This window comes from Prevotella sp. 10(H) (genome assembly GCF_000711235.1).
Taxonomy (GTDB): Bacteria; Bacteroidota; Bacteroidia; order Bacteroidales; family Dysgonomonadaceae; genus Dysgonomonas.
In genome coordinates, this window is sequence record NZ_JOMI01000001.1 from 221,567 (window position 1) to 245,781 (window position 24,215).

The 24,215-nt window shown below is 41.6% G+C and carries 17 protein-coding genes; 7 read left to right on the forward strand and 10 right to left on the reverse strand.

The features are described 5' to 3' along the window. Positions 1-271 precede the first annotated feature (271 nt). From K348_RS0100975 to K348_RS0100995, 5 genes are all read right to left on the reverse strand, one after another. A complete protein-coding gene (locus K348_RS0100975) occupies positions 272-1,606 on the reverse strand; it encodes a TolC family protein (protein ID WP_029902040.1) in 1,335 nt (444 codons plus the stop codon). 25 nt (positions 1,607-1,631) lie between these two features. After that, positions 1,632-4,709, reverse strand: coding sequence for an efflux RND transporter permease subunit (locus tag K348_RS0100980; protein WP_029902041.1), 3,078 nt, complete (start codon positions 4,707-4,709; stop codon positions 1,632-1,634). Positions 4,710-4,777: 68 nt separating this feature from the next. Beyond that, a complete protein-coding gene (locus K348_RS0100985; RefSeq protein WP_029902042.1) occupies positions 4,778-5,875 on the reverse strand; it encodes an efflux RND transporter periplasmic adaptor subunit in 1,098 nt (365 codons plus the stop codon). 215 nt (positions 5,876-6,090) lie between these two features. Further along, entirely contained in the window at positions 6,091-6,963 is an 873-nt protein-coding gene (locus tag K348_RS0100990; RefSeq protein ID WP_029902043.1) for a DUF6599 family protein, read from the reverse strand. A 17-nt stretch (positions 6,964-6,980) separates the two neighbouring features. After that, a complete protein-coding gene (locus K348_RS0100995) occupies positions 6,981-8,168 on the reverse strand; it encodes an aldo/keto reductase (protein ID WP_029902045.1) in 1,188 nt (395 codons plus the stop codon). A gap of 292 nt (positions 8,169-8,460) precedes the next feature. On the opposite strand from K348_RS0100995, the gene K348_RS0101000 reads away from it, so the two are divergent. After that, positions 8,461-9,669: a hexokinase gene (locus K348_RS0101000; RefSeq protein WP_029902047.1), complete on the forward strand. Its 1,209-nt coding sequence runs from the start codon at positions 8,461-8,463 to the stop codon at positions 9,667-9,669. 71 nt (positions 9,670-9,740) lie between these two features. Further along, positions 9,741-10,460 (forward strand): hypothetical protein, encoded by a 720-nt coding sequence (locus K348_RS0101005; RefSeq protein WP_029902049.1) that lies wholly within the window; start codon positions 9,741-9,743, stop codon positions 10,458-10,460. A gap of 77 nt (positions 10,461-10,537) precedes the next feature. Here the strand turns inward: K348_RS0101005 and K348_RS0101010 are convergent, their stop codons facing one another. Beyond that, positions 10,538-11,686, reverse strand: coding sequence for an OmpA family protein (locus K348_RS0101010; protein ID WP_051697465.1), 1,149 nt, complete (start codon positions 11,684-11,686; stop codon positions 10,538-10,540). Positions 11,687-11,994: 308 nt separating this feature from the next. On the opposite strand from K348_RS0101010, the gene K348_RS0101015 reads away from it, so the two are divergent. Further along, positions 11,995-14,367, forward strand: coding sequence for a cation:proton antiporter (locus K348_RS0101015; RefSeq protein ID WP_029902053.1), 2,373 nt, complete (start codon positions 11,995-11,997; stop codon positions 14,365-14,367). A gap of 43 nt (positions 14,368-14,410) precedes the next feature. Further along, a complete protein-coding gene (locus K348_RS0101020; RefSeq protein ID WP_029902054.1) occupies positions 14,411-15,235 on the forward strand; it encodes a DNA-formamidopyrimidine glycosylase family protein in 825 nt (274 codons plus the stop codon). 133 nt (positions 15,236-15,368) lie between these two features. Here K348_RS0101020 and K348_RS0101025 read toward each other — a convergent pair whose 3' ends face one another. The 4 genes from K348_RS0101025 to nadA all read right to left on the reverse strand — a co-directional run bounded on the left by K348_RS0101025 (position 15,369) and on the right by nadA (position 20,624). Beyond that, complete coding sequence (locus K348_RS0101025) at positions 15,369-16,706, reverse strand: MATE family efflux transporter (protein WP_029902056.1); 1,338 nt, start codon at positions 16,704-16,706, stop codon at positions 15,369-15,371. A gap of 430 nt (positions 16,707-17,136) precedes the next feature. After that, the gene (gene nadC / locus K348_RS0101030; RefSeq protein WP_029902058.1) at positions 17,137-17,997 is read right to left on the reverse strand and encodes a carboxylating nicotinate-nucleotide diphosphorylase; all 861 of its coding nucleotides are present in this window, start codon (positions 17,995-17,997) and stop codon (positions 17,137-17,139) included. Further along, a complete protein-coding gene (nadB, locus tag K348_RS0101035; protein ID WP_029902060.1) occupies positions 17,990-19,573 on the reverse strand; it encodes an L-aspartate oxidase in 1,584 nt (527 codons plus the stop codon). Before nadB ends, nadC begins: the two co-directional genes overlap by 8 nt. Before the next feature lie 46 nt (positions 19,574-19,619). Further along, positions 19,620-20,624, reverse strand: a complete 1,005-nt coding sequence (nadA, locus tag K348_RS0101040) for a quinolinate synthase NadA (protein WP_029902062.1) — start codon at positions 20,622-20,624, stop codon at positions 19,620-19,622. 494 nt (positions 20,625-21,118) lie between these two features. Between nadA and K348_RS0101045 the strand changes: the two genes are divergently transcribed. From K348_RS0101045 to K348_RS0101055, 3 genes are all read left to right on the forward strand, one after another. Then, positions 21,119-21,298 carry a hypothetical protein gene (locus tag K348_RS0101045; protein ID WP_029902063.1) on the forward strand — a complete coding sequence of 60 codons (180 nt, stop codon included), beginning with the start codon at positions 21,119-21,121 and terminating at the stop codon, positions 21,296-21,298. A gap of 263 nt (positions 21,299-21,561) precedes the next feature. Next, a complete protein-coding gene (pheS, locus tag K348_RS0101050) occupies positions 21,562-22,581 on the forward strand; it encodes a phenylalanine--tRNA ligase subunit alpha (protein WP_029902065.1) in 1,020 nt (339 codons plus the stop codon). Between the two features lie 437 nt (positions 22,582-23,018). Further along, the gene (locus tag K348_RS0101055; protein ID WP_029902067.1) at positions 23,019-24,215 is read left to right on the forward strand and encodes a hypothetical protein; all 1,197 of its coding nucleotides are present in this window, start codon (positions 23,019-23,021) and stop codon (positions 24,213-24,215) included.

A 24,215-nucleotide genomic window follows, 5' to 3' on the forward strand; every position in this document is an offset into this window, starting at 1 on the left:
ACTTACGTACGAATACATATATTAAATCAAATAAACAATATTATTCTCAACAAATAACAATCTAATATATAGATGCTTAATAAATATACACCGGTTATAGCATACACATCTATCTATACTTTAAAAATTGACTTGAGAAATAATAGCATTTAGCAGGAATTCATGATCACCGCATTCAGCCTGATTTTATAGAATTATAATGCGATTATGGCATATGCGAATAGCAATACATTTTCAACAAAACAACATAATTCGCGAAAACAAGTACTGATTATGAGTTACTTACATCTATATATCTTGATACCTGTCCACTGATCTGCATCAATGATATTTCGCATAATTTTGTCGCATATTCTGCCTGTACAAGCCTTTCTTCCGCTTCCAAAAGACTGTTTTGTGCCTCTCTCAATTCTATACCCGACAAGTCACCTAGTTTGTAACGTTCGATGGCAATTTCATGGTTTTCGCGGGCAGTTTCTACATTCTGTTTTTCGAGGTTTGTAAGTTCAATGTTATTTTTATAGGCCATCCACATATTGGCCAGGTCGGCCTTTAGCGACAGGATAGTTTGTTCGTATTCCAGTTGCTTATTTTCAATTTCTATCCGTGCATTCCTCTGCTTTCTCTTCCGGTTGAACCCGCTAAAGAGGTTATAACCTACCGTCAATCCGTAATTCAGTCCTAACGTACGTTGATTATCAATTGTTCCGGTGTTGTAAATATTCTTGGTGATTCCGTATCCCGCATTTAATCTGAGATATGGATAGTTTTCACTCTGCGCGGTTTTCAGATCCAGCATACTAAGCCTCCTACTCCTGTCGGTAACCAACAGGAATGTATTTGATGACAGCATACCCTGCATTATAGCATCCTGATCTATAAACTCATCGTATTGAATAATTGAATCATTTAATACAATAGACTGGTCGATCTTATCTTTAGCCATCAGTTTATTAAGCAATACGCGAGATGCATACAACACTTCGTATTGCTTTATCAGGCGCGAACTGTCACTATTAAAATCTACACGTGCCTGCTGCATATCGAGGCGCGAACCGGCACCGATTTCATAGCGGGCTTCCACTATCCGTAGGCGCTCTTTAGATAAACGCACTGCCGATTTAAGGTTTTTCAGACGGATAGTCTGCTGGATATAATTATAATATTCTGAAGTAATATCGGCTATAAAATTTTCTATAGTAAGTTGGGTTTCCAGACGTCCTATTTGCTGCAACTCTTTCAGACGGTGGTAATTAGTCTGCATATTGAATCCGTCGAAAATTGTCCAGTTAAGGTTTATCCCTGCATTCAGGTTCTGGTTATTGACGCCATTGTTGGTATTCGTTTCTCCGGACTCCATTTTCTGTTTTGTATTGTTGGAAGTTCCCGAATATCCGCTAGTAAGGTCTACAGTAGGCAGGTAACCCGCATTACCGAGTGTCACATTATTATCGGATATCTCCTGATTTTTCCTCGATATCCTGATATCATAATTATTCATCAACCCTTCCTGTATGACCGAGCTCAGTGTATAGAATTCCTGTGCTTGGAGTACTACAGGCAATGTAAGAAACAATATAATTATAGCAGATAAACTTTTTTTCATATATCAATCAATGTAATATAATATGTTAACCCTCGGTTACCACTTTAGCATCCTTAATTTCCTTAGCTTCTTCTTTTTCTTTTTTCTTTGTCCTGTCTGTCGAAATATACATATACACCGCCGGCACGATAAATATAGTGAGGAATGTAGACACCATCATCCCACCGATAACTGCAACTCCCATCGCCATACGCCCGTTAGCACCTTCGGCACTTGCAAATACCAGCGGCAAAAGCCCGAGTACGGTAGAAAAGCTGGTCATCAGGATAGGGCGAAGACGCTGCACGGCAGCTCCCTGTATAGCTTCCAATTTGCTGTAGCCTGCGTCCTGACGCTGATTGGCAAACTCTACGATAAGAATACCGTTCTTAGCTACCAGCCCGATAAGCATAATGATACCGATCTGGCTGAAAATATTCATCGTTATATCCTTCACATACATGAAAAGCAATGCCCCCGCTATCGCCAGTGGTACCGTAAGCATGATAACGAACGGGTCTTTGAAACTTTCGAACTGTGCAGCGAGAATCAGGAAGATGAGTACGATTGCCAGTATAAAGGCAAACATAAGGCTGGACGAACTCTCGCGGAAATCCTTCGAATCTCCTGCCAATGCCGTACGGAACGTATCATCGAGTGTTTCTTTAGCTATACGATCCATTTCGTCGAGCCCCGCACCGATAGTCACACCCGGTGAGAGTCCGGCAGAAATGGTTGCCGAGTTGAAACGATTGTAACGATATAGCTGTGGAGGAGCAACGCTCTCCTGCAATTGCACCAGATTGTCGAGCTGTATCATGTCGCCTGCAAGATTCTTGAGGTATATCGATTTCAGATCGAGCGGTGTATTACGTTGCTGACGGTTGATCTCACCCAGTATCTGGTATTGCTTTCCGTTCATATAAAAATACCCCATACGTTGCCCGCTCAGCGCGTATTGCAATGTCTGACCGATATCACGTGTACTTACCCCGAGTAGGGCAGCTTTATCCCTGTCGATAAGAATACGGGTTTCGGGCTTTGTAAACTTTAGGTTTACATCCGCCATCTGAAACATCGGGCTTTCCTGCACTTTACGTATAAATTCGGGTATAAATTCTTCCAACTTGGCTATATTCGGCGCCTGCAACACATATTGTACCGGCATACTCGAGCGTCTGCCGCCAAAGGTAGACTGTTGCTGTACGAAAGTACGTGCTGCGGTCTGCCCTCTTACCGCTTTAGTTAGTTCACCCGCAATCTCCATCTGGCTTCTGTCCCTGTCTTTTATGTCGGGCAGATTAAGGCTTATAAATCCTCCACCCGTCCATACACGCATGGTATTGATTAGCCTCTCGGGTGCTACAGAGTCTGCTATGACTGCTATTTTCTCCGTATAGTTACGGTTATATTCGTATGTGGAACCTTCGGGACCGCTTGTCCTTATCGTTACCTGTGAACGGTCTTCCAGCGGTGCCATTTCTGAAGGGATCAGAGACATCAGAAAGCCAATACCTATAAGTGTGGCTGCAATTATCGGCAATACGATGACTTTTTTTCTGAGGAAGCTGGCCAGTAACTTGGAATATCCGTTTGTCATGCCAGCGAAGAACGGCTCTGTCTTACGGTAAAACCAGTTTGGTCTTTCCCTTCTTTTCAGTAGCTTGGTGGCGAGCATCGGGGTAAAAGTGAGGGCTACAAATGCAGAGATCAGTACAGCCCCTGCCACCACAATACTAAATTCGCGGAAAAGCCGCCCCGTCATCCCCTCGAGGAATACAATAGGGAAGAATACGGCTACCAGCGTAATAGTGGTGGATATGACGGCAAAGAAAATCTCCTTAGACCCCTCTATACCGGCCTGCCTGGGCGTCATGCCGTTTTCTATCTTAATATAGATGTTCTCCGTGACCACAATGGCATCGTCTACCACCAGCCCCACAGCAAGCACTACTGCAAGCATCGACAGAACGTTGATTGAGAATCCAGCAACATACATCACAAAGAATGCACCTACCAGCGATACAGGTATAACTACGCATGGAACCAGCGTTACACGCCAGTCACGCAGGAACAGGAATATAATAATAACCACCAGTATGAACGCTATATAGACCGTTTCTTCTACTTCGGCTATCGAAGCGCGTATAAATTTGGTATTATCGAAAGCTACATCTATAAATACGTCTTCGGGTAAATCTTTTTTAAGTTGTTCGAGGCGGATCATAGCCTCATCTGATATTTCTATCTGATTGGCTCCCGGTTGTGGAATTATAACCGTACTAACGGCCGGAATGCCGTTACGGCGCATGATGCTGCGGTGGTTTTCAGTTCCCAGTTCGGCGGTACCTATATCTTTAAAGCGTACAACATTGAAGTTGTCCTCTTTTACTATCATATTATTGAACTCTTCCGGAGTCTGCATCAGTCCCAGCGTACGTATGGTGAGTTCAAGTGCGTCACCCTCTATACTACCCGAAGGCAACTCTACGTTTTCGCGGTCTACGGCATTTTTGACATCCATCGGCGTTATACCGTACGATGCCATTCTCACAGGATCGAGCCACAGGCGCATTGAATAGCGGTTTTGCCCCCAAATTTCCACGGCACTTACATTCGGAATCGTCTGCAAACGCTCTTTTACCGTCAATTCGGCTATCTCGCTCAGTTCAAGCAGCGAACGTTTTTCACTTTGTATGCTGATCTGTATAATCGGATTGGCATCTGCATCGGCCTTGGATACTGTCGGCGGGTCGCAGTCTCGCGGCAGGTAACGCTGAGCACGCGATACTTTGTCGCGAACGTCATTTGCTGCTGTTTCGAGGTCTACCGACAATTCAAATTCAACCGTAATACGGCACTGTCCCTGACTACTGCTACTGGTCAGCGACCTGATACCCGGAATACCGTTGATATTCTGTTCGAGCGGTTCGGTGATCTGGTTTTCGATAATCTCGGCATTGGCGCCGGGATAAGTAACATTTACGGAAATTATCGGGTTGTCGATATTAGGATATTCCCGTACGCCGAGGTATGTGTAGCCGATCATCCCCAGCAGGAAAATAACCAGTACAAATACGGTAGCAAGTACCGGACGCTTAATACTTATTTCGGATATTGTCATTTTCTAGTTACAAGTTAGAAGTTACAGGTATATTTAAAACCGGTATCTGTCTGTTCTCTGATTTTTAGTTATTTCTCTACAAATGTGTCAATCTTAACCGGCAGGCCGTCGCGCAGCTGCATGACTCCCGTCACCAGCAAGGTATCGCCTTCATTGAGTCCGTTTAATATCTGCACCGAGGATGCTGTACGCATACCTTTCTTCACTGTCACCTGATGAGCTTTCCCCTCCTTGTATATATAGGCGATATCACGCCCCATTTCGGCAATAGTGGAAAGGCTCGGTATGACTATCGTATTTTTAATTTCCTGCAATCTTATTTCTATATTGGTCGACTGGCCGGGCTTTAGGCGTCCGTCTACATTCGGATACAAGGCGCGGGCTGTCTGGCTGAATGTCATTTTATCCAGATTAGATTCTACTGCATAAACAGTGGCTCCGTAATTATTCAGATCATTATCGAAACTGAATGTGAGAGGCGTTCCGGCCTTCACATTATTTGCATATGCTTCGTTAACCGAGAATTCGATTTTCAACGGAGACACCTTTGTCAGGCGCGATATGATTGTGGTAGGCGATGCGTAAGTACCTTCACTCACCTGACGTAGCCCTATCACCCCGTCAAAGGGGGCACGCAGCTCTGTCTGGGCGATACGCGCTTTCGTGAGTTCTATATCTGCCAGCAACTTATCCAGTTCGGTATTTACTGATTCGTATGCTTCCTGACTTACGGCATCTTTTGCTAAAAGGGCTTTCTGACGGTAAACCCTGTCCTGTGCCAGCGGAATCTGCGCTTCCAGCTTTTTCAGTTCGGCCTGCAACGGCTTATCGTTTACTTTTGCCAGTAATTGTCCTTTGCGGACTTTGGTACCTTCGTTGAACGAAATCTCGGTTATTTTTCCCGATGTTTCGAAAGACAGGTCTACTTCTTCATCCGGTATCAGTAATCCTTTGGTACGGATTACATCCGTCAGGTTTTCAGTTTTGAGAATCTGAGCATTTACGTTCAGCGTATTTCTCATGATGCCCGGCGTAGGGGCACTTGTTGCGGGTGGCGGTGTATCGTTTTCGGCTAAAATTATTGCTTTTATTTTAGGGTAAAAAGCCATCCCGGCAATGATCAGTGCAATGATAACAATTAGAATTATTTTCGTTTTTTTATCCATGGTAACTACTCTGTTTTCAGCTCAAAAATTTTACACTCGGAATTGTGACGGAAAGTAAGCAAAAAGGTTTAATTCAATCAGCTAACTTTAGCATTTATTTACATTCGTAAAGAAAAATTACACAAGAAATTAATTTATTGATAATTTAATATTACAATAAAAGCTCAATGATACGAATGTTCACCAAGCTTTATATTGTAGTTGTCCATTAATTATCAGAGTGCAGATAATGCTTCTGCCGTTTTGTTCAATATATTATCTGCATTCGCTATTTCATCACCGTTTTCGGAGAATATACCTATTATATATTGCCCTTGCCACAAGACAGGTATATCTCCGTTGTAGCGGTCGTTTACAGTCAGGCGGTTCTCTTTGTAATCGAGCGGTTGCTTGGTAAAAGTAAAATATTTGTCAAGAACATCTCTTGCATTTCCTCCACTCTTTCCTGCATCAACAATAAATACCTGATAAGGTTTATTTCCCTGCTTATATTTTGCCATATATACCGCATTAAGGAACGTATGCCCTATATAGTTTGCAGTGATATAAGCCTCTGTATGCGGTACCATATTCTCTTTAGGCAAAGCGCGGATAATAGGCGGGTAGGCCGCCGCCGGGTCTATCCTGTTTGCCAAGCCCGCAGCAATACTTTCCATAGTAGCGAAAACATTCTCCGAAGCGCTGCTCCACATCTTTACATATATATTGCCTGCAAAGAAGAATATCCCCGAATCGTCGCCCTGTGCTTCGCCTCCTATAGAGAAAAACTTCAGATCGGGCGAACGCTCCGATGCATACATGCCGAAAGCATCTTCGGGTGTAGCATGGCGGTAGGCCTGAATGGAGATATAGTCGTCGCCGCGGGTGTATTCCAGTTGCGTCATCTCCCGGAAATTGTTCTCTATATACAAAGGTGCAGCCCCGTTGATACGGTCGAAAAGATTATCCGGATTGAATATCTCGACCTTCTCGGATATTGTCCAGCCATCGACAACAGGCAGCCACGACTTTAAATCGGCCGGAGTCTGTGCCGACAAATAGCACGATGAGCAAAAGAACAATAAGAGAATCAGTTTTAACATTTTCATAAACACATATTATAATATTAAGTAAGGAACTCGTTCGGTATGCTCATTACCGGAGTAATGGCTGCGATCTTTTGCACCACGTTAAATCCTGACGGACATTTCACTTTACAACTGTCGCAGTTTGAGCATGCGTTTTCTGCCAGATTGATTTCTTCCAGTGTTTCTTTCGACAACTGCGCATATTTATATCCGTAAGTATACATATAAGCGCGCATGATATCAGGGATAGGAAGTTTTTCAGGACATTGGGCAACGCACTCTTTGCATTGCTGGCAAAACATCATTTCGTTGTCGCAAAGCGAAGCCAGATATACCTGTTCGTCCTGTGTCAATTCCGGAGCCTGTGCCGCGGCTAGGCATTCGTCGAATTCGTCGTAATTGGAGAATCCCGGAATGATTGTAGTGATATGCTTGTTTTTCCATACCCATTTGAGGCATGCCTGCGCATTTATCTTTTTCTTGCCTTCGGCATCTTCCACGCCTCCGGTCATTGTTTTCATGGCTACGATGCCTATGCCTGCTTCTGCCGCCCGCTTGATGGCGTCTTCCGTTTCTTTCAGGTTTTTCAGTTTGAAGTTGTAGCTGACAAGTATTACATCGTATATGCCGGTATCGATAGCCGCGTGCAGTAATTCCGGCTTATGGGCATGTGAAGAGAAGCCGATAAATCGAGCTTTGCCGCTCTCTTTAATTTTCTTAAGAGCCGCGATAATCTTTTCATCTTTTACTTCCTCAATCTTATCATAAGCATGTGCATAGAAAATATCTACATAATCCATTTTCAACCGTTGCAGGCTCAGGTCTAATTTCTCATTCAGGTCTTGTTCGTAGTTTTCTTTCAGCGGGTAATCTATTTTCACCTTTGTGGCTATAAAATAGTCTTCACGCGGTTTTCCTTCGAAGAAAACACCCAGCATCTCTTCATTCCTTCCTTTCTGGTAGCCGTGAGCCGTATCGAAATGATAGAGGCCTGCGTTATAGGCAGCACGTACGACATTCGGATTGTCGGCGCGCATCACCCCCATGCTCAGTATAGGCAGTTCTACTCCTGTACGTCCAAGTTTACGCAACGGGAATTTATTTTTTGGAGGTTGCTCTGTTCTATCCAGCGTAGAGGCCGTAGCCCCGGGAACTATCAATGCCCCTGCACCTACAGTGGCAGAGAGCCGCAGAAAATCTCGTCTGTTAACACCTTTCTTTTTCATGCTGATATTTGAATAAATAAGGTTATAAAATAGTTTATTTGACTGTGTTATTTGTGGCTGAATGGTCTTCACAAATATAACAATATTTTTCAATTGCCTGTATTATGATATAATAATAATGTTAACCGCCCTCACATTTGTGTAAAAATGACGACTATGCGGTGTTAAAGCGTAATAAAAATGCTTATTTATTGAGTTTATATAATCAATATGTCTTTGAAATTCAACGAAGATTAATATATTTGCACAGCATATAAATAATTTGCCTGAATTTAACGAATAAATATACCCTATGAAGAAAAACATCTTTAATCTGAAAACAAAGCAATTGAAAGAGATTGCCCAATCACTCCAAGTCAAAGTAGAAAACGGCCTTGAGAAAGACAACACTGAAATACAGTGTATTCCTACTTATATCAACCCTAAAACAACAGGTATTGAAGGTTCGGCCCTTGTACTCGACCTCGGCGGCACAAATTACCGAGTGGCTACTATCGACTTCGAAAACGGCAAACCGTCTATCCATCCCGAAAACGGTTGGAAAAAAGATCTGTCCGTGATGAAAACTCCGGGCTTCAGCGAAGCAGATCTGTTTAAGGAACAAGCCGACCCTATAGGAGAAATAAAAATGGATGGCAAAATGCCTATCGGCTATTGTTTTTCATATCCTGCAGATTCGATGCTGAACGGCGACGCTGAACTGATGAGATGGACAAAAGGCGTGGATATCAAAGAAATGCTGGGCAAGCCTGTAGGTAAGCCGCTGATGGACTATCTGAACAAGGAAAACAATGATATGTTTACGGATATTAAAGTAATCAACGATACTGTTGCCAGCCTCTTTGCCGGACTTACCGAAAGCAATTACGATGCGTATATCGGTCTGATTGTAGGTACAGGAACAAATATGGCCACATTTATCCGTCCTGACAAAATTAAGAAACTGAATCCTGACTATAAAGGTGAAGGGCTGATTCCTGTAAATCTGGAATCGGGTAATTTCTACCCTCCTCATCTTACAGTTATCGACGATAAAGTAGACGCATGCTCTGACAGCAAAGGCGCTCAACGCTTCGAAAAAGCTGTATCGGGTATGTATCTGGGTGAAATACTGAAATCGGTATTCCCTACCGACGAATTCGAAGAAAGATTCGATGCCCAGAAGTTGACCAACATCATGAACTATCCTGATATCCATAAAAAAAGATACGTCGATGTATCACGATGGATATACAAGCGTTCGGCTCAGCTGGTAGCTGCATCGCTTGCAGGGCTGGTACTGGTACTTACTTCGCATGACAAGTCGATCAAGAAGATACAGCTGGTTGCAGAAGGCAGCCTCTTCTGGAGTGAGCACCGTCTGGGCAAAAACTATAAAGATATGGTATCGGAAGAACTTCGTAAGCTTCTTGAAGAATTCAATCTGAGCGATGTTCAGGTACATATCAGCAAGATGAAGAATGCCAACCTTATCGGTTCGGCTATCGCTGCATTGTCTTAACAGATTCCAAGTAATATAACAAGACAGGTTATTCAGAAATGGATAGCCTGTTTCTTTTAAAACATCACGGTATGTTGAAAAGCAGCAGGGAAGATTTACGGAATAGAGGTGCCGCAGATGAAGCCGATATCCATGCATATAAAAGCCTCTGCAAAGAGGAACTTTTCGAAAAAACAAATTCCGCTATCGCTTCAGAGCGCACGGCTGCTATCATAGCTTTACGCGACATATGCGGCTGGGAAGATATGGCTTATACAAGGCTTTTACTGGATAGATTGAGCACAGAGAAAGCCCTGTATACAAAGATAGAAATCTGCAATTCGCTGGAGAAAGGAAATGCTGAAACTGCAACCGTCATGTGCGACTATCTGGGAAAGATCGGTAAAAACCAACATATATCTATCCCCGATGCGGTTTCGAAGAAAAAAAGCTACCCTCTGCCGCGTGATATAATTGCCCGTACTTTAGGTAGAATGGACGCTTCTGTATGGGATGCCTTATATAGCAAGTTACAGGATATCGATAATATCAATGTTATATCGGAACTGCTCGATGCTATGGGATACCTTGTCTTCAATAATCCGGAATTAGGCAATCCAGAGAATTTCAATCAGATAAAAGAGGTATATAAAAAATACAGTGCTGAAGAGTTGATAGTATGGCGAATTACCCTATGTTGTTCTATGTTTCCTATAGTAGAAAGTAAAGATTTGTTACAGTCGATAACGGACAGAGTTTCAAGTAATACAATTATTAAGGAAGCAGATCGCAGCCTGAAACTGATAATGTAAAAATATAATTATCTGCTAATAAAAAAGGATACCCGCTACAGGTATCCTTTTTCTATTGTTTTGAATCTTATGCTTATTTATTTGGTGGTAGCTGTAAATACTACTACGCGGTTCCACTGGTCAGTAGGGAACAGCTGTTCCTTATCGCCGCTTGCTTTAGTAGTGATACGACTAGCCGCAATATCATATTTAGTGATCAATACGTTAGCAACAGCTTGAGCACGTTGTTCAGATAGTCTCTGATTAACTGCTGCAGTACCTGTGCTCTTATCAGCATATCCGGTAACGATTACATTTACCTTAGGATTATCTTTCAGATAACGGGCTGCATTGAAGATGTTAATATCCTGATTTTGTTCAAGCTTAGCACTACCGATACGGAATACGACAACAGCATTCATCAACACTTCTGTTTCTTCCTTCACTTCTTTAGTTTCCTGAACGATTATCTGTGGCTCAGGCTTCTTAGCAAGTTCTGTTTTCAATCTGTTTATTTCAGCATCTTTATTTGTAAGCAGAGCTCTCTGATTGTTCAGCTGGCTATTGAGACGGTCTACTTCGGCAGGATCTACTACATCTACCATTTCGAATCCGCTTTTGCCCAGATTGAAAGAAAGGCCGACCATAGCATCAATCATACCGTCGTATTTTTTACCTTCCTGACGACCATTAAAGTTGTCGGCAAGTAAGTTTCCTGCCACTTCTATATTGAAGTTCATTGCGTCATTCAGTCGGAAATCGGCTTGTAAACCTACGCGCGGTACAATAGTGTTTGTTCTGGATATTCCCCTGTCTTTATTCTTAAAGCCATGAGCATAACCGATACCGGCAAAAGCGATAAAGTTAAAGCCACGGTCTTCTTTGTATGGCATAAAAAGATTTGTAAGATTTAGTAAACCGTCGACACTGGTCTGGATATACCTGATCTTATAAGTACCGTCTACATTATCGATCTTGTAGTAGTTCTTTGATTCCCATCCGCCTACATTCAAACGGGCACCCACCTTCGGTGAGAAATATTTACCTAATGAAATGGCAGCATGAGGAGAAACGAGATCACCAAAAGAGGCATCCTTGTAGTTTTCACTGATTGTGTAAGATACACCGCCTTGCAACTGGATAAACCAATTGTCGCCGAACGTTGCCGGAACAAATGCTTTTTCCTGAGAAAGGGCGGGGATTGTAAGAGTTGCAAAGATTGCAATGGTTAAGATAAGTTTTTTCATTTCATAAAATTTTTGTTACTTCTAGTTAAACAATAATCAGCAGACTTTGTTCGTCTGCAAAAATAGAACAATTTATTTAACTAATAAATCTATAAATTGATAAATATTTTTTAAAGCAGCTAAATGCCTTATTGATACTGATAAAGGAATAAACTGAATAAACGAAAATATATTCGTTTTTTATTATCTCTTTGTTTGCATATTTTCATAAACCATTTTTTTTTGATAATTTTAAGAGCCGAAAATATCTCCCGGCAACATTCTTTAGGATATAAATGTTTACACAAAATATATATTATTTATAATTTATGGCGCACCTTCCGCATTTTATAAGTGACCTCGCGATAATACTGATTACTGCCGGGATCATTACCATTGTATTTAAATGGCTGAAACAACCCGTAGTACTCGGATATATAGTAGCGGGATTTCTGGCCAGCCTGCACTTCAAAAAATTTATAGAAAACCTTGTAGTAAAAGTTACCGACCTTCCCGAAACTCAGGTGGCAGACGTATTTAAAGTATTGCCGGAGATTTCCGACATGGCCAATGTCAGCATCTGGGCAGAAATCGGGGTTATATTCCTCCTGTTTGCACTGGGGCTCGAATTCAGTTTCAAAAAGCTGATTGATGTAGGCGGTAAGGCTTCCATTGCTACCCTTATCAATCTGGGATCGATGATTATTATCGGTTATCTGGCCGGCGAGTTGTTCATTGTAAAGATGATAGACGACTGGACATCCATGGATAGTATCTACCTCGGTTGTATGCTTTCCATGTCATCTACCACTATCATTATCAAGGCATTCAACGATATGGGGCTGCAAAAGAAGAAGTTTGCAGGCATCGTGTTCGGAATGCTTATTGTAGAAGATATTGCCGCTATTGTGATGATGGTATTGCTGACAACCTTTGCAGCCAGTCAGAATTTTGACAGCGAACAGGTGGCTAATAGTGTAGTCAAACTCGTGTTCTTTATGCTTATCTGGTTTGTAGTGGGTATATATATGATACCTACCATGCTGAAAAAGCTGAAGAAATACCTCAACGATGAAACCTTGCTGATTGTTTCCGTAGGCTTGTGTCTGGGTATGGTACTGTTTGCTACGGCTGTAGGTTTCTCTGCAGCACTCGGGGCGTTCATCATGGGGTCGATACTTGCCGAAACAATAGAATCTAAACATATAGAGCATCTGATAGAACCGCTTAAGAATCTTTTCGGGGCGGTCTTCTTCGTATCGGTAGGTATGATGATAGATCCGGCCATAATAGGCGAATATGCTGTACTTATATTGATATTAACGCTTGTCATACTCGTCGGACGTACTTTCTTCGCCACTGTTGGTGTGCTGGCATCCGGCGAAGGGCTGAAAGTAGCCATGCAATCGGGATTCAGTCTGGCGCAGATCGGTGAGTTCTCTTTCATCATTGCATCGCTGGGTATGGGCCTCGGAGTAATTACCGAAACCCTTTATCCAATTATTGTGGCAGTATCGGTGATAACCACATTCACCACTCCGTACTGTATAAAAGGCGCAGAACCCGCCTACAATTTTGTGGCAAAGCGTATACCGAAGAAATGGGATAAACTGATCGAAGGTTACAGCGCATCGGGCTATAATACGGTAAATAAGCAAAACGACTGGAAGAAACTCCTTCAAAGTATATTAAAACTCGTTGCCATATATTCCACTATATCAATAGCTATCTTGCTTGTATTCCAGAACTTCATCAATCCATATATTGTAGAATATGTGCCGGGCAGTATCTGGGGAAATATATTGGCGGCGGTTATCACGCTCACCCTGATGGCTCCGTTCCTGCGGGCTATCATGATGAAAAAGAACCGTTCGGAAGAGTTCAAAACGCTTTGGAAAGACAACCGTTTCAACCGTGGCGCGCTGATATCCTTGATAGTTTTCCGTATCATTATATGTATGGCGTTGGTACTTTTGGTATTGATACCGCTGTTCCCTCGTCTGACCGTACTTATGGTAATCATTTCGCTGGCAGTGGTTACGCTGATAATTTTCTCTCAAGGCTTTAAAAAACAATCGCGTAAGATTGAGGCACGTTTCCTTGAAAACCTGAATCTGAAACAAAAACATGATGAGAAAAAAGCAGCCATTCTTCCTACAGTTGCCAATGACCTGCGTTCGAAAGATATACATATTGAGGAATTTGAAATATCACAATCATCGTCAAGTATAGGTAAATCGTTGCGTGAACTCAACTTCAGGCAAAAAACGGGCGTAAACGTGGTAACAATCATACGCGGAAGCAGGAAGATAAATATACCCGACGGTAATGAACGCATCTACCCGTTCGATAAGCTTGTAGTATCGGGATCGGATGAAGAAATGCAACAACTAGCTCAATACCTGCACGATAAACGAGAAATTGCTTCCCAGATAGAACAGGAAGCACAGCATCATATCAGCCTGTCGCAATACCTGATTGAACCGGATTCTCCGCTTATCGGTAAAACACTTGCCGGGGCAAGCCTGAGAGATAAGACCGAAACAATGGTAATCGGGGTAGACAGGGGCGACGAATCTATTATCAATGTTACTGCCAACTTCGTATTCCAAGAAGGAGATATTATCTGGCTGGCAGGGGAAAAAGAAAAATTAAACACATTTGAGGAAAACTTAGGCGATTTAAAACCTCTGATCCCGTAATTTTTTCAGATATTAGCATCCTTACTCTTAACACTTTAATATTATGATTGAAGTACCCGAATCCGCAACTATCAGCCGTCAGGCCGAAACGATCCTTGCAGGCAAACGTGTCGCGAAAGTCGTACAGGCTACAAGTCCGCATAAATTTGCTTGGTTTAATGGCGATCCTGCACTGTATTCCGATCTGCTGGTAGGGCGCGAAATACAATCTGTGAGGGGGCACGGGGCATATGTGGATATCATATTCGACAGCGATGTATTTCTTGCTATCGGTGATGGTACCAATTTGAGATATTATCTCGCCATAGAAAAGCATCCTGCTAAACATCAGCTATTAATAGAATTCGGGGATAAAAGCTTTATTGCCTTTACAGTGGCTATGTATGGCGCGATATGGGCGCATAAGGGAGTCTTCGAAAACAAGTATCATCTGGGGAGTCTGAACAGTATTTCTCCGCTCAGTGATGAATTCGACGAGGCATATTTCGACAGTATATTTAAAGGTGTAAAGAAAGATTTGTCGGTAAAAGCCCTGCTGGCGACCGAGCAACGTATACCCGGCTTAGGCAACGGCACATTGCAGGATATACTGTTCAATGCGTCACTGCATCCGAAACGAAAGATATCGACTCTCTCCGACTTTGACAAAGGTGAATTGTTTCACAGCCTGAAAGTGACGCTTAAAAGCATGACCGACAAGGGTGGACGCGATACGGAAAAAGATTTTTACGGCAACTTCGGCGGATATAAGACTATCCTTTCTAAAAACACTCATAAGAAACCTTGCCCGAATTGTGGCGGCGAGATTATTAAAGAAGCATATTTGGGCGGTGCGGTATACTATTGCCCTGCATGCCAGAAACAATAAATATATATATTATTAGAATGAAAAAAGGCAGTGGAAAATCGCACGAGTGGTCGGAAGAAAAATCTTCCGACCACTCGTGTGTGTTAAACTACGCTTTTCTATTGTATATATTTCCTTGATAACTAGCAGCACTTTATTTTTGTAGTAAATTTACTTGTTTCAAGAATCTTATTCTTAATAGTGTAATTGCGATCACCAGCCCTATCCCAAAACTCATATATAAGCCAATTACCCCTATGTTTAATATAAATGCAAGAAAATAACCGAGAGGTATATTGATAATTATAAAGCATAATAATGAAATAGGCATGAGCATTTTTACATCCTGTATTCCTCTAAGTTGACCCACAGATACTAATTGTAAACCATCAAACAAAAGAATAAAGCTATAAAACATTAATAACCCGGATGCCAATTCAATAACCGCAGGATCGGAGTTGAATAATTTTATTATATCTTCCCGAAAAAACACAAATACAACTGCAACAAGAACACACCATCCTGCCACAAGGTGCAAAGAAGCTACGGACACTTTTCGTAATTGTGCTATCTTTTTTCGTCCGTATTCATGGCTGATACGTATCGTTGTGGCTGCGCTTAATCCTAATGAAAACATAAATACTAAACCGCATACTGTCATAGTGATCTGATGGGCAGCAATTGCAACTGTACCGAACCAACCTACCATTATAGTAGTTAAAGTTCCGGTAATACCTTCCGTAGTCGTATTGAAAGATATGGGTAATCCCATTTTTAACAGAGTGAGGTTATATGAAAGGCGGATATTTTTCTTGCTGAAAAATTGCAAGTAGCTGCGGTATCGTGGTAATATGACAAACCATGCGAATGCCATCACAACCATGCTTACTCGTGAAATGAATGTAGCAAGCCCTGCTCCTGCTGCTTCCATTCGTGGAAATCCACAGTTACCGAATATCAAAAGCCAGTTGAGCAGGATATTGATCACATTGGCAGTAATGATGATAATCATGTTTATTTTTGTATTGCCTATTCCTTCCCAAAATCTTTCAAAGCAGCAAAACATCATGTAAGGTATTATAGACCACACGAGATATTTATAATAAGGTATGGCGGCATCTACTACTTCTACGGGTTGCCTGAGATGATAGAAAAGCGGAATAATAGCTATCTGCAAGAGCATAACCAATATGCTGATAAATGTAAATAGCAATAGTGAATTCATCAGATAAGAAGAAACAATCTTTTTCTTTCCTTGCACAAATGCTTCACCTACCAACGGCGTAATGGACATAGATAATCCAGTGATGAAATAAAACATGATCAGAAAGACTGATGAGCTGAATGAGACAGCAGCTAACGGTAGAGCACCCAGCGAACCAACCATTGCGTTGTCGAAAATCTGGACGGCAAAAACGCCTATTTGGGATAGTACTACAGGTGTACCGAGTTTGATTAACTTTTTATATTGAGTTTTATATGTACCAAACATAATATGTTGATGTTTAAAAAAGGCCAAAGGAAAATACATAATTCCTTAACAGCCGAAAGCTTAAATATTACAATGAATAAATAAATATACCGTATATCCGGAACCGGATATGGTAGACAATATTCCACTTGTGTTAGTGTGGATATTGGTGAAGATGATCGGAATAATTTTTCTGACTGCCGTAAATATATCGTTGGCAGCAATATTATCCCTTATTAAGCGGAATAATTCTTAAACATGCAATTGATATTAATTCTGGTAATATGCTGCAAAGGTAGTAAAATAAATATTGAATTTATATCCAAATAAACAGAACATATGAACTATCCAAATAAACATAATTGAAAATCAGATAGATACACAAAAAAAAATAGTCGGAAGAAAAATCTTCCGACCACTTGTGCAGATAATCACTGCCTTTTGTATTTTATCAGAAAGCCTTAAGACTCAGATCGATATTCGGTGCGGAGTATATAATGGCACCCGACGAAATGTAATCGACCCCCGTCTTGGCTATTTTATTTACAGATTCTTTATTTATACCGCCCGAAGCCTCTACCTTAACGGCACCGTTTATAAGATTTACGGCAGCTTTCATTTCAGGAATAGACATATTGTCGAGCATGATTATATCGACCGCATTAGTCGCTAACGCTTCCCTCACCTCATCCAGATTACGGGTCTCTATTTCTATCTTCAAGTCCTTATTGTTCTCTTTGAGATATTTTACAGTAGCTTCCACAGCTTTCGTGATGCTCCCTGCATAATCGTTGTGATTATCCTTCAGCATTATCATATCGAAAAGCCCGTAGCGGTGATTCTTCCCCCCACCGATATATACAGCCCACTTTTCGCACATGCGGAATATAGGTGAAGTCTTGCGGGTATCGAGAATACGCGTATTGGTATCTTCGAGCAATTCCACCATTTTGTGTGTATAAGTAGCGATGCCGCTCATACGCTGCATACAATTCAGTACGAGACGCTCCATAGTCAGTATAGAACGTGCCGAACCGGAAACAATGAAAGCAATATCGCCTTCCTTTACTCTGTCGCCGTCATTTTTGTATACATCTAACTTGAGATTCTTGTCATAATAATGGAATATTTCCTGTGCTAGGTCTACCCCTGCCAATATGCAATCGTGTTTCACCAGCAATCGTGCTCGCTGCTGCATATCTGCAGGAACACTGGCAAGTGTAGAATGGTCACCGTCGCCGATATCTTCTTTTATGGCTTCGTCTATGAAATGATAAAGCCGCTCATCAGTTACATAGGGTGGTCTATCCATGTTTTTTCAGGTCTTTATTATAGAATGTTCCTTTGTTTTCCTTTTGTTCAATGCTCTGGTTAATGATCAGGAATGCCACACTGACCAGATTCCGCAGTTCGGATAATTGAGGCGACAAGATAGAAAAATTATAGATTTCTTTTACAGATCTGTAAATTTCTTCTTCTTTTTGTTTTGCTAATTTTAGGCGTCTGTTGCTTCGTACTATTCCTACAAGGTCGCTCATCAGTGTTTGGAGTTCTTTACGCAAGTAGTTGAGCAGTACCATTTCTTCGTTCACTTTCATGCCTTCCTGATCCCACTCGGGTATCTTGTGAAGCTGCTCGTAGTTGAAATTATCTTCATGCAGGCGTTCCAGTGTTTTTATCGCGGCACGGTGTGCAAATACCAGCGCTTCAAGCAGTGAATTGGATGCCAGCCTGTTTGCTCCGTGAAGTCCCGTATTGGAACATTCGCCTACGGCAAACATATTTTTTATGGTACTCTGCCCATACAAATCCACATCGATGCCTCCGCAGAGGTAATGGCTTGCAGGCACTACAGGAATAAGGTCGTTAAACATATCCAGCCCTGCATCCTTACATTGTTTATATATATTCGGAAAATGCTCCAAGAATTTGCGCCTGTCCAGATGACGGCAGTCGAGGCAGACATAATCGTCACCGCGCAGTTTCATCTCGCTGTCGATAGCACGCGCCACGATATCGCGCGAAGCAAGCTCTTCCCGCTCGTCGTACTTGTGCATAAAGGGTTCTCCGGATGCAGTACGCAGCTTTGCGCCGAATCCCCTTACAGCCTCCGATATTAGCGGCAACTGCCCTGTAATGGGACTGTAGAATGCAGTAGGGTGGAATTGTATAAACTGCATATTGCTTATCTTGGCTTTGGCTCTGTGAGCAAGTCCGATGCCGTCGCCCGTGGCAATAATCGGATTCGTTGTATTCTTATATACGTGCCCGCAACCGCCTGTAGCCATAAGGGTTATCTTTGCCGACATCTTTTTGATGCGCTGCGTTTTAATATCGAGCACATATGCCCCGTAGCAATTCAGGTTATACTTGTCGAACGATTCGTCCGGCACATGGTGTTCGGTAATAAGGTCTACAACGTAATGATGATTAAGTAGTTCGATATTAGGCAGATGATTTACAGCTTCCAAAAGTGCCCTTTCTATTTCGGCGCCTGTAATATCTTTATAATGTACTACACGGTTTTCGGTATGGCCGCCTTCACGGCCGAGATCATATTTTTTCGATTTGTTTTTATCAAATTTTGCCCCCCACTCCACTATTTCCTTGATGCGTTCGGGGCCTTCTTTCACGACTACCTCTACTGTTTCTCCCTTACACATACCGTCCCCGGCACGCAGGGTATCTTCGATATGCTTGTCGAAACTGTCTTTGGCAAAGTCGGTAACTACGGCAACCCCGCCCTGTGCATATTTGGTATTTGATTCCTCATCGTCCGATTTGGTAATGATAGTAATCCTTGTATCAGGCTTCTGCTGAGCTATTTTCAGTGCATATGAAAGGCCCGATATACCCGAACCTATTACCAGTACATCTGTATATATCATTTTTTGTGTTTTATTATATCAATAACTTGTGTCTTGTAACTTGTAACTATTTTATCGCCTTCGAAAGCTCCAGCATCTTATTTATCGGGCGTAAGGCTTTCAACCGGATTTCTTCGTCCATAAGTATTTCCGGCTGCTCATATTTCATGCACAGATAAAGCTTCTGCATGGTGTTGAGTTTCATAAAATGGCATTCGCTGCAATTACATGTATCATCTATCGTCAGTGCCGGAATAAGCTTTTTACCCGGTGCACGCTTACGCATCTCATGCAGGATACCTTCTTCGGTAGCTACTATAAATTCTTCGGCACTGTCGTTCACTACATAGTTCAGCAGATTAGCTGTAGAGCCTACATAATGAGCTACCTGTAGCACCGGTTTCTGTGCCTCGGGATGTGCAATTAGTTTTGCTTTTGGATGATCGAGCATCTGCTGCGCAATACGTTCCAGCGAGAATGCTTCGTGAACGATACAGGCACCGTCCCACAATATCATATTGCGGCCTGTCACCTGATTGATATAGCGCCCGAGATTCCTGTCCGGGGCAAAAATAATCTTCTGCTCCTGAGGTAACGAGTTGATTATATGTTCGGCATTTGATGATGTTACGATAATGTCGCTTTCGGCTTTAACTCCCGAATCGCAGTTGATATAGCTTACAACTATAGCATCGGGATGTTCTTTTTTCAGTTCGCGCAGTCCTTCACCCGAACAGGAATCGGCCAAAGAACATCCTGCCAGCAAATCGGGTAATACTACTTTCTTTGTCGGATTGAGTATCTTGGCTGTTTCTGCCATAAAGTGTACTCCGCAAAAGACAATCATATCAGCGTCAGTGTTCTCCGCTGCGCGTGCCAGCTGAAGGCTGTCGCCAAGAAAATCTGCTATATCCTGTATATCGCCTGTCTGGTAATAATGAGCAAGGATAATGGCATTTTTTTCTTTGCGCATATGGTTGATTTCAGCTACAAGGTCTGTGCCCCCCGGTATTTCCATATCCAGATAGCCTCTGGCAGGCAGCATAGCCATTGCTTTTTCGATAGTTGTCATATCTTTTACGAAATAGGATTACTCAATTTTTGATTCAGCGAACAAAAATACTTATAAAAACTGATTTAAACGAAATCCTGCTATAGAAATGAAGTATCCTGAATCCAAGTAATCAAAAGTTATAAAAATAATATGTTTGAAGATATTGCCTGTTTCGAAATGGTTATTTTGAAAGCAAGTTTAATTTTATTTACAAAAATTAACCACGTCTTGTTAATAAGTAAAGCCTAAAAAATATTCCCGAATAAGAAAATTCACTATCTTTAGCCTCTTGATTATGGAGTTTTAAATGATTAATATTCAGTATTCAAAGAGTTTTAGGTTAACACACGCGAGGGTGACAGATAACAGGTATGCAACTCCATTACTAATAGATAATGCCCAATCCTTAAATCTCACATAATTTAAGAAAAACTAATAGAAATATGTAAAATATTTCCATGTTTTGTTCGTCTAAATAAGCAGATGTATTTACTCATTAGAAGGAATTGAAGATGAAAGATAATAAGAATAGTCAGGATAGAAGCAAAGAAAAACCAAAAGAGAAGGAGATCCCCGAACAAAAATCTTCCGTGAAGGAGGACAGCCCCTATATGAAGCTGGCTATCGCTCTGGAAAAGATTTGTGCTGATGATTTCGATATTGCAAACGAAGATATAGATTTGAATGAATAACAATTTCTTGCAAGAAAATATTTAATTGCGGAAAAAAGATTATAAAAAAGAATCCATACAGATATTTTGTATGATTCAATTAACATGCCGGCAATGGCTTTTGTCTGCAAAAAAATAAAAGCGGGATTAACAGTCCCGCTTTCGCTTTTTAAACTATACACACCCTCAATATTAAGCATCGATAAGATTCAAAAAAAGTATTTCTCTATCTGAAAAGAAAAATGTACTTTTGTACTCATTTCGTAGAAAACTATATTTGATATATGATTGATAAGATTAACAGGCTTTTGTCAGAGATAGATAATCTGGCAGCCGGAAAAGCAGAAGAAATAGAAAACCTGCGTATAAAATACCTGAGCAAGAAAGGTGAAATTTCGGCGCTGATGAATGATTTCCGCAATGTGGCTTCCGACCAGAAGCGCGAAGTGGGAATGAAACTCAACGAACTGAAAGAAAAGGCTCAGGAAAAGATCAATCAATTGAGAGACTCGCTCGAAAATTCGCAAACCGGCGACGACTCTATCGACCTTACACGCACTGCTGCCCCTATAGCATTGGGTACGCGTCATCCGCTGTCGATAGTGAAGAAAGAGATTTGCGATATATTCCGCCGTTTGGGATTTTCCATAGCAGAAGGCCCCGAAATAGAGGACGACTGGCACGTATTCTCTTCGCTCAACTTTGCGGCAGATCATCCTGCCCGCGATATGCAGGATACATTCTTTATAGCACGCAATCCCGAGATAGTACTCCGCACACATACCTCATCGGTACAGACGCGTGTAATGGAAAAGCAGGAACCGCCTATCCGCATTATCTGCCCGGGACGTGTATATCGTAACGAAGCAATATCGTACCGCGCGCACTGCTTCTTTCATCAGGTGGAAGCCTTATATATAGATAAAAACGTATCGTTTGCCGACCTTAGGCAGGTATTGTTTTATTTTGCAAAGGAAATGTTCGGAGCAGATACCAAAATACGCCTGCGCCCGTCCTACTTCCCTTTTACCGAGCCTAGCGCCGAAATGGATATATCATGTAACATATGCGGCGGCAAAGGTTGCCCGTTCTGTAAATATACAGGCTGGGTGGAAATCCTTGGTTGCGGTATGGTAGACCCTAATGTACTGGAGAATTGCGGTATCGACAGTAAAGTATACACAGGTTATGCCCTCGGCATGGGTATAGAGCGTGTTACAAACCTCAAGTACAGGGTAAAAGACCTGCGGCTGTTCTCCGAAAACGACAAGCGCTTCCTCGACCAGTTCGAAAGCGCGCACTGATATAGACTATATCGATACATCATACAAAAAAGCTATTCCACAGGGATAGCTTTTTTATTTATAATATACTAGCCTTAAGATTTATAGCCTTAACAATAAAATCTAAAAATCGTAAAAAAGTACATCATTGTCTGCATTCAATGTTTAATAAATCAGCAAATTTATAAAAGAATCTAAACTTTTCCTCAAATACGTTTGTTTACATATCTGAACAATATTTTATGATATTATTAGTCTCCGGAGGGCAGTTCGAAAGTATTGTAAAATTAAAAACAAACTAAAAACTTGAGGTAAGATTGTAGCTACTTCACAAGCGGATTCACATCATACACACCACACCTTGATTCCCTGGTTGATATCAGTCGCAATTACGCCCAAAAGAAGAGAAAATAAACATCTCGAATCAAATTTTATTATTTACTGATATTATTTAAATTATGAAAATTTCAAAGTATTTTTTAATTGCATTGGCAAGTTTGGGATTATTTGCCTGCAGCAACGACAATGAAACCGAAATAGTGGACAATGGTCCTAAATCTATTTCCGTAACGCTAGCAGGAGCTACTCCTAAAGCGACCGGCCCTACAGAAATAATTACAGCCGACACAAAGGATGTAAACAGTGTATTAATCAACCTGACAGATGCCAGCGGTACAGTTATAGCAACCAAATCGGTAACAAAATCTACCGATACAGATTCTGATTGGGACAAACTGGTAACTCCTTCAAAAGGTCTGAAATTTATAAACGTTCCTCAGGCAGTATCTAAAGTATACGTATACGGTAATCCGGGATCAGCAGTGACTAACAATGTTGTGAACACTACATTGGCCGATCAGCAAGGTTCTGCAGTATTGTATTACGGTATGGACGATGATCTGACTCCTGTTGTACCTGAGCCAGTAAACCCTGATCCAACCGGCGGTAACACTTATACAGCTAATGTATCTATCGCGCCTATCGTTGCACGTATACAGATCAAGAGCGTTTCTTTCAAAAATACAGGTTCATTTGTTTTCACAAGAGAAATCAATGGTGCAAACAGATCTGCTAATGTGACATGGGATGGCTTTACAGCAAATCTTAAAGGTATTTATCTGAATGCATTCTATAACACTTACAACCTGCCGGGAACTCTGGATAATCTGTTGCGTAACACTACATTCGAAAATCATATCCAAAATGGTGAATGGCTGTTCGACACTCCTGCAACAAATGCAAGTGAGTATGCAAGCTACAGCAATTATACCGGCGGTGCATATGCTAACCTTCCTTTAGCTCCGGCTAATCAGGCTTATGCATTCAACTTCTTCCCTGGTACAGAAGTACCTACACTGCATCTCGATCTTGCTAATATAGATATAACTAATCTGCAATCATCAGATGTTGAAGTATTTAACCCTGCATTGGCAGGTAGCGAACGTTTCTCTAACATTATCAAATATTACAGAAACACTAACGAAGAAATGACTGCTGCCGACTTCAAACCGGGAACATTATACAACATGGATATCGAAGTTATTCCATTGCTCGACAACGACCTTGGCAATATACAGTACAACGTATTGGTACACGTGACTATCGAACCATGGGCAGAAGAAACTATTATACCGGGATTTGATCTTGAACAATAA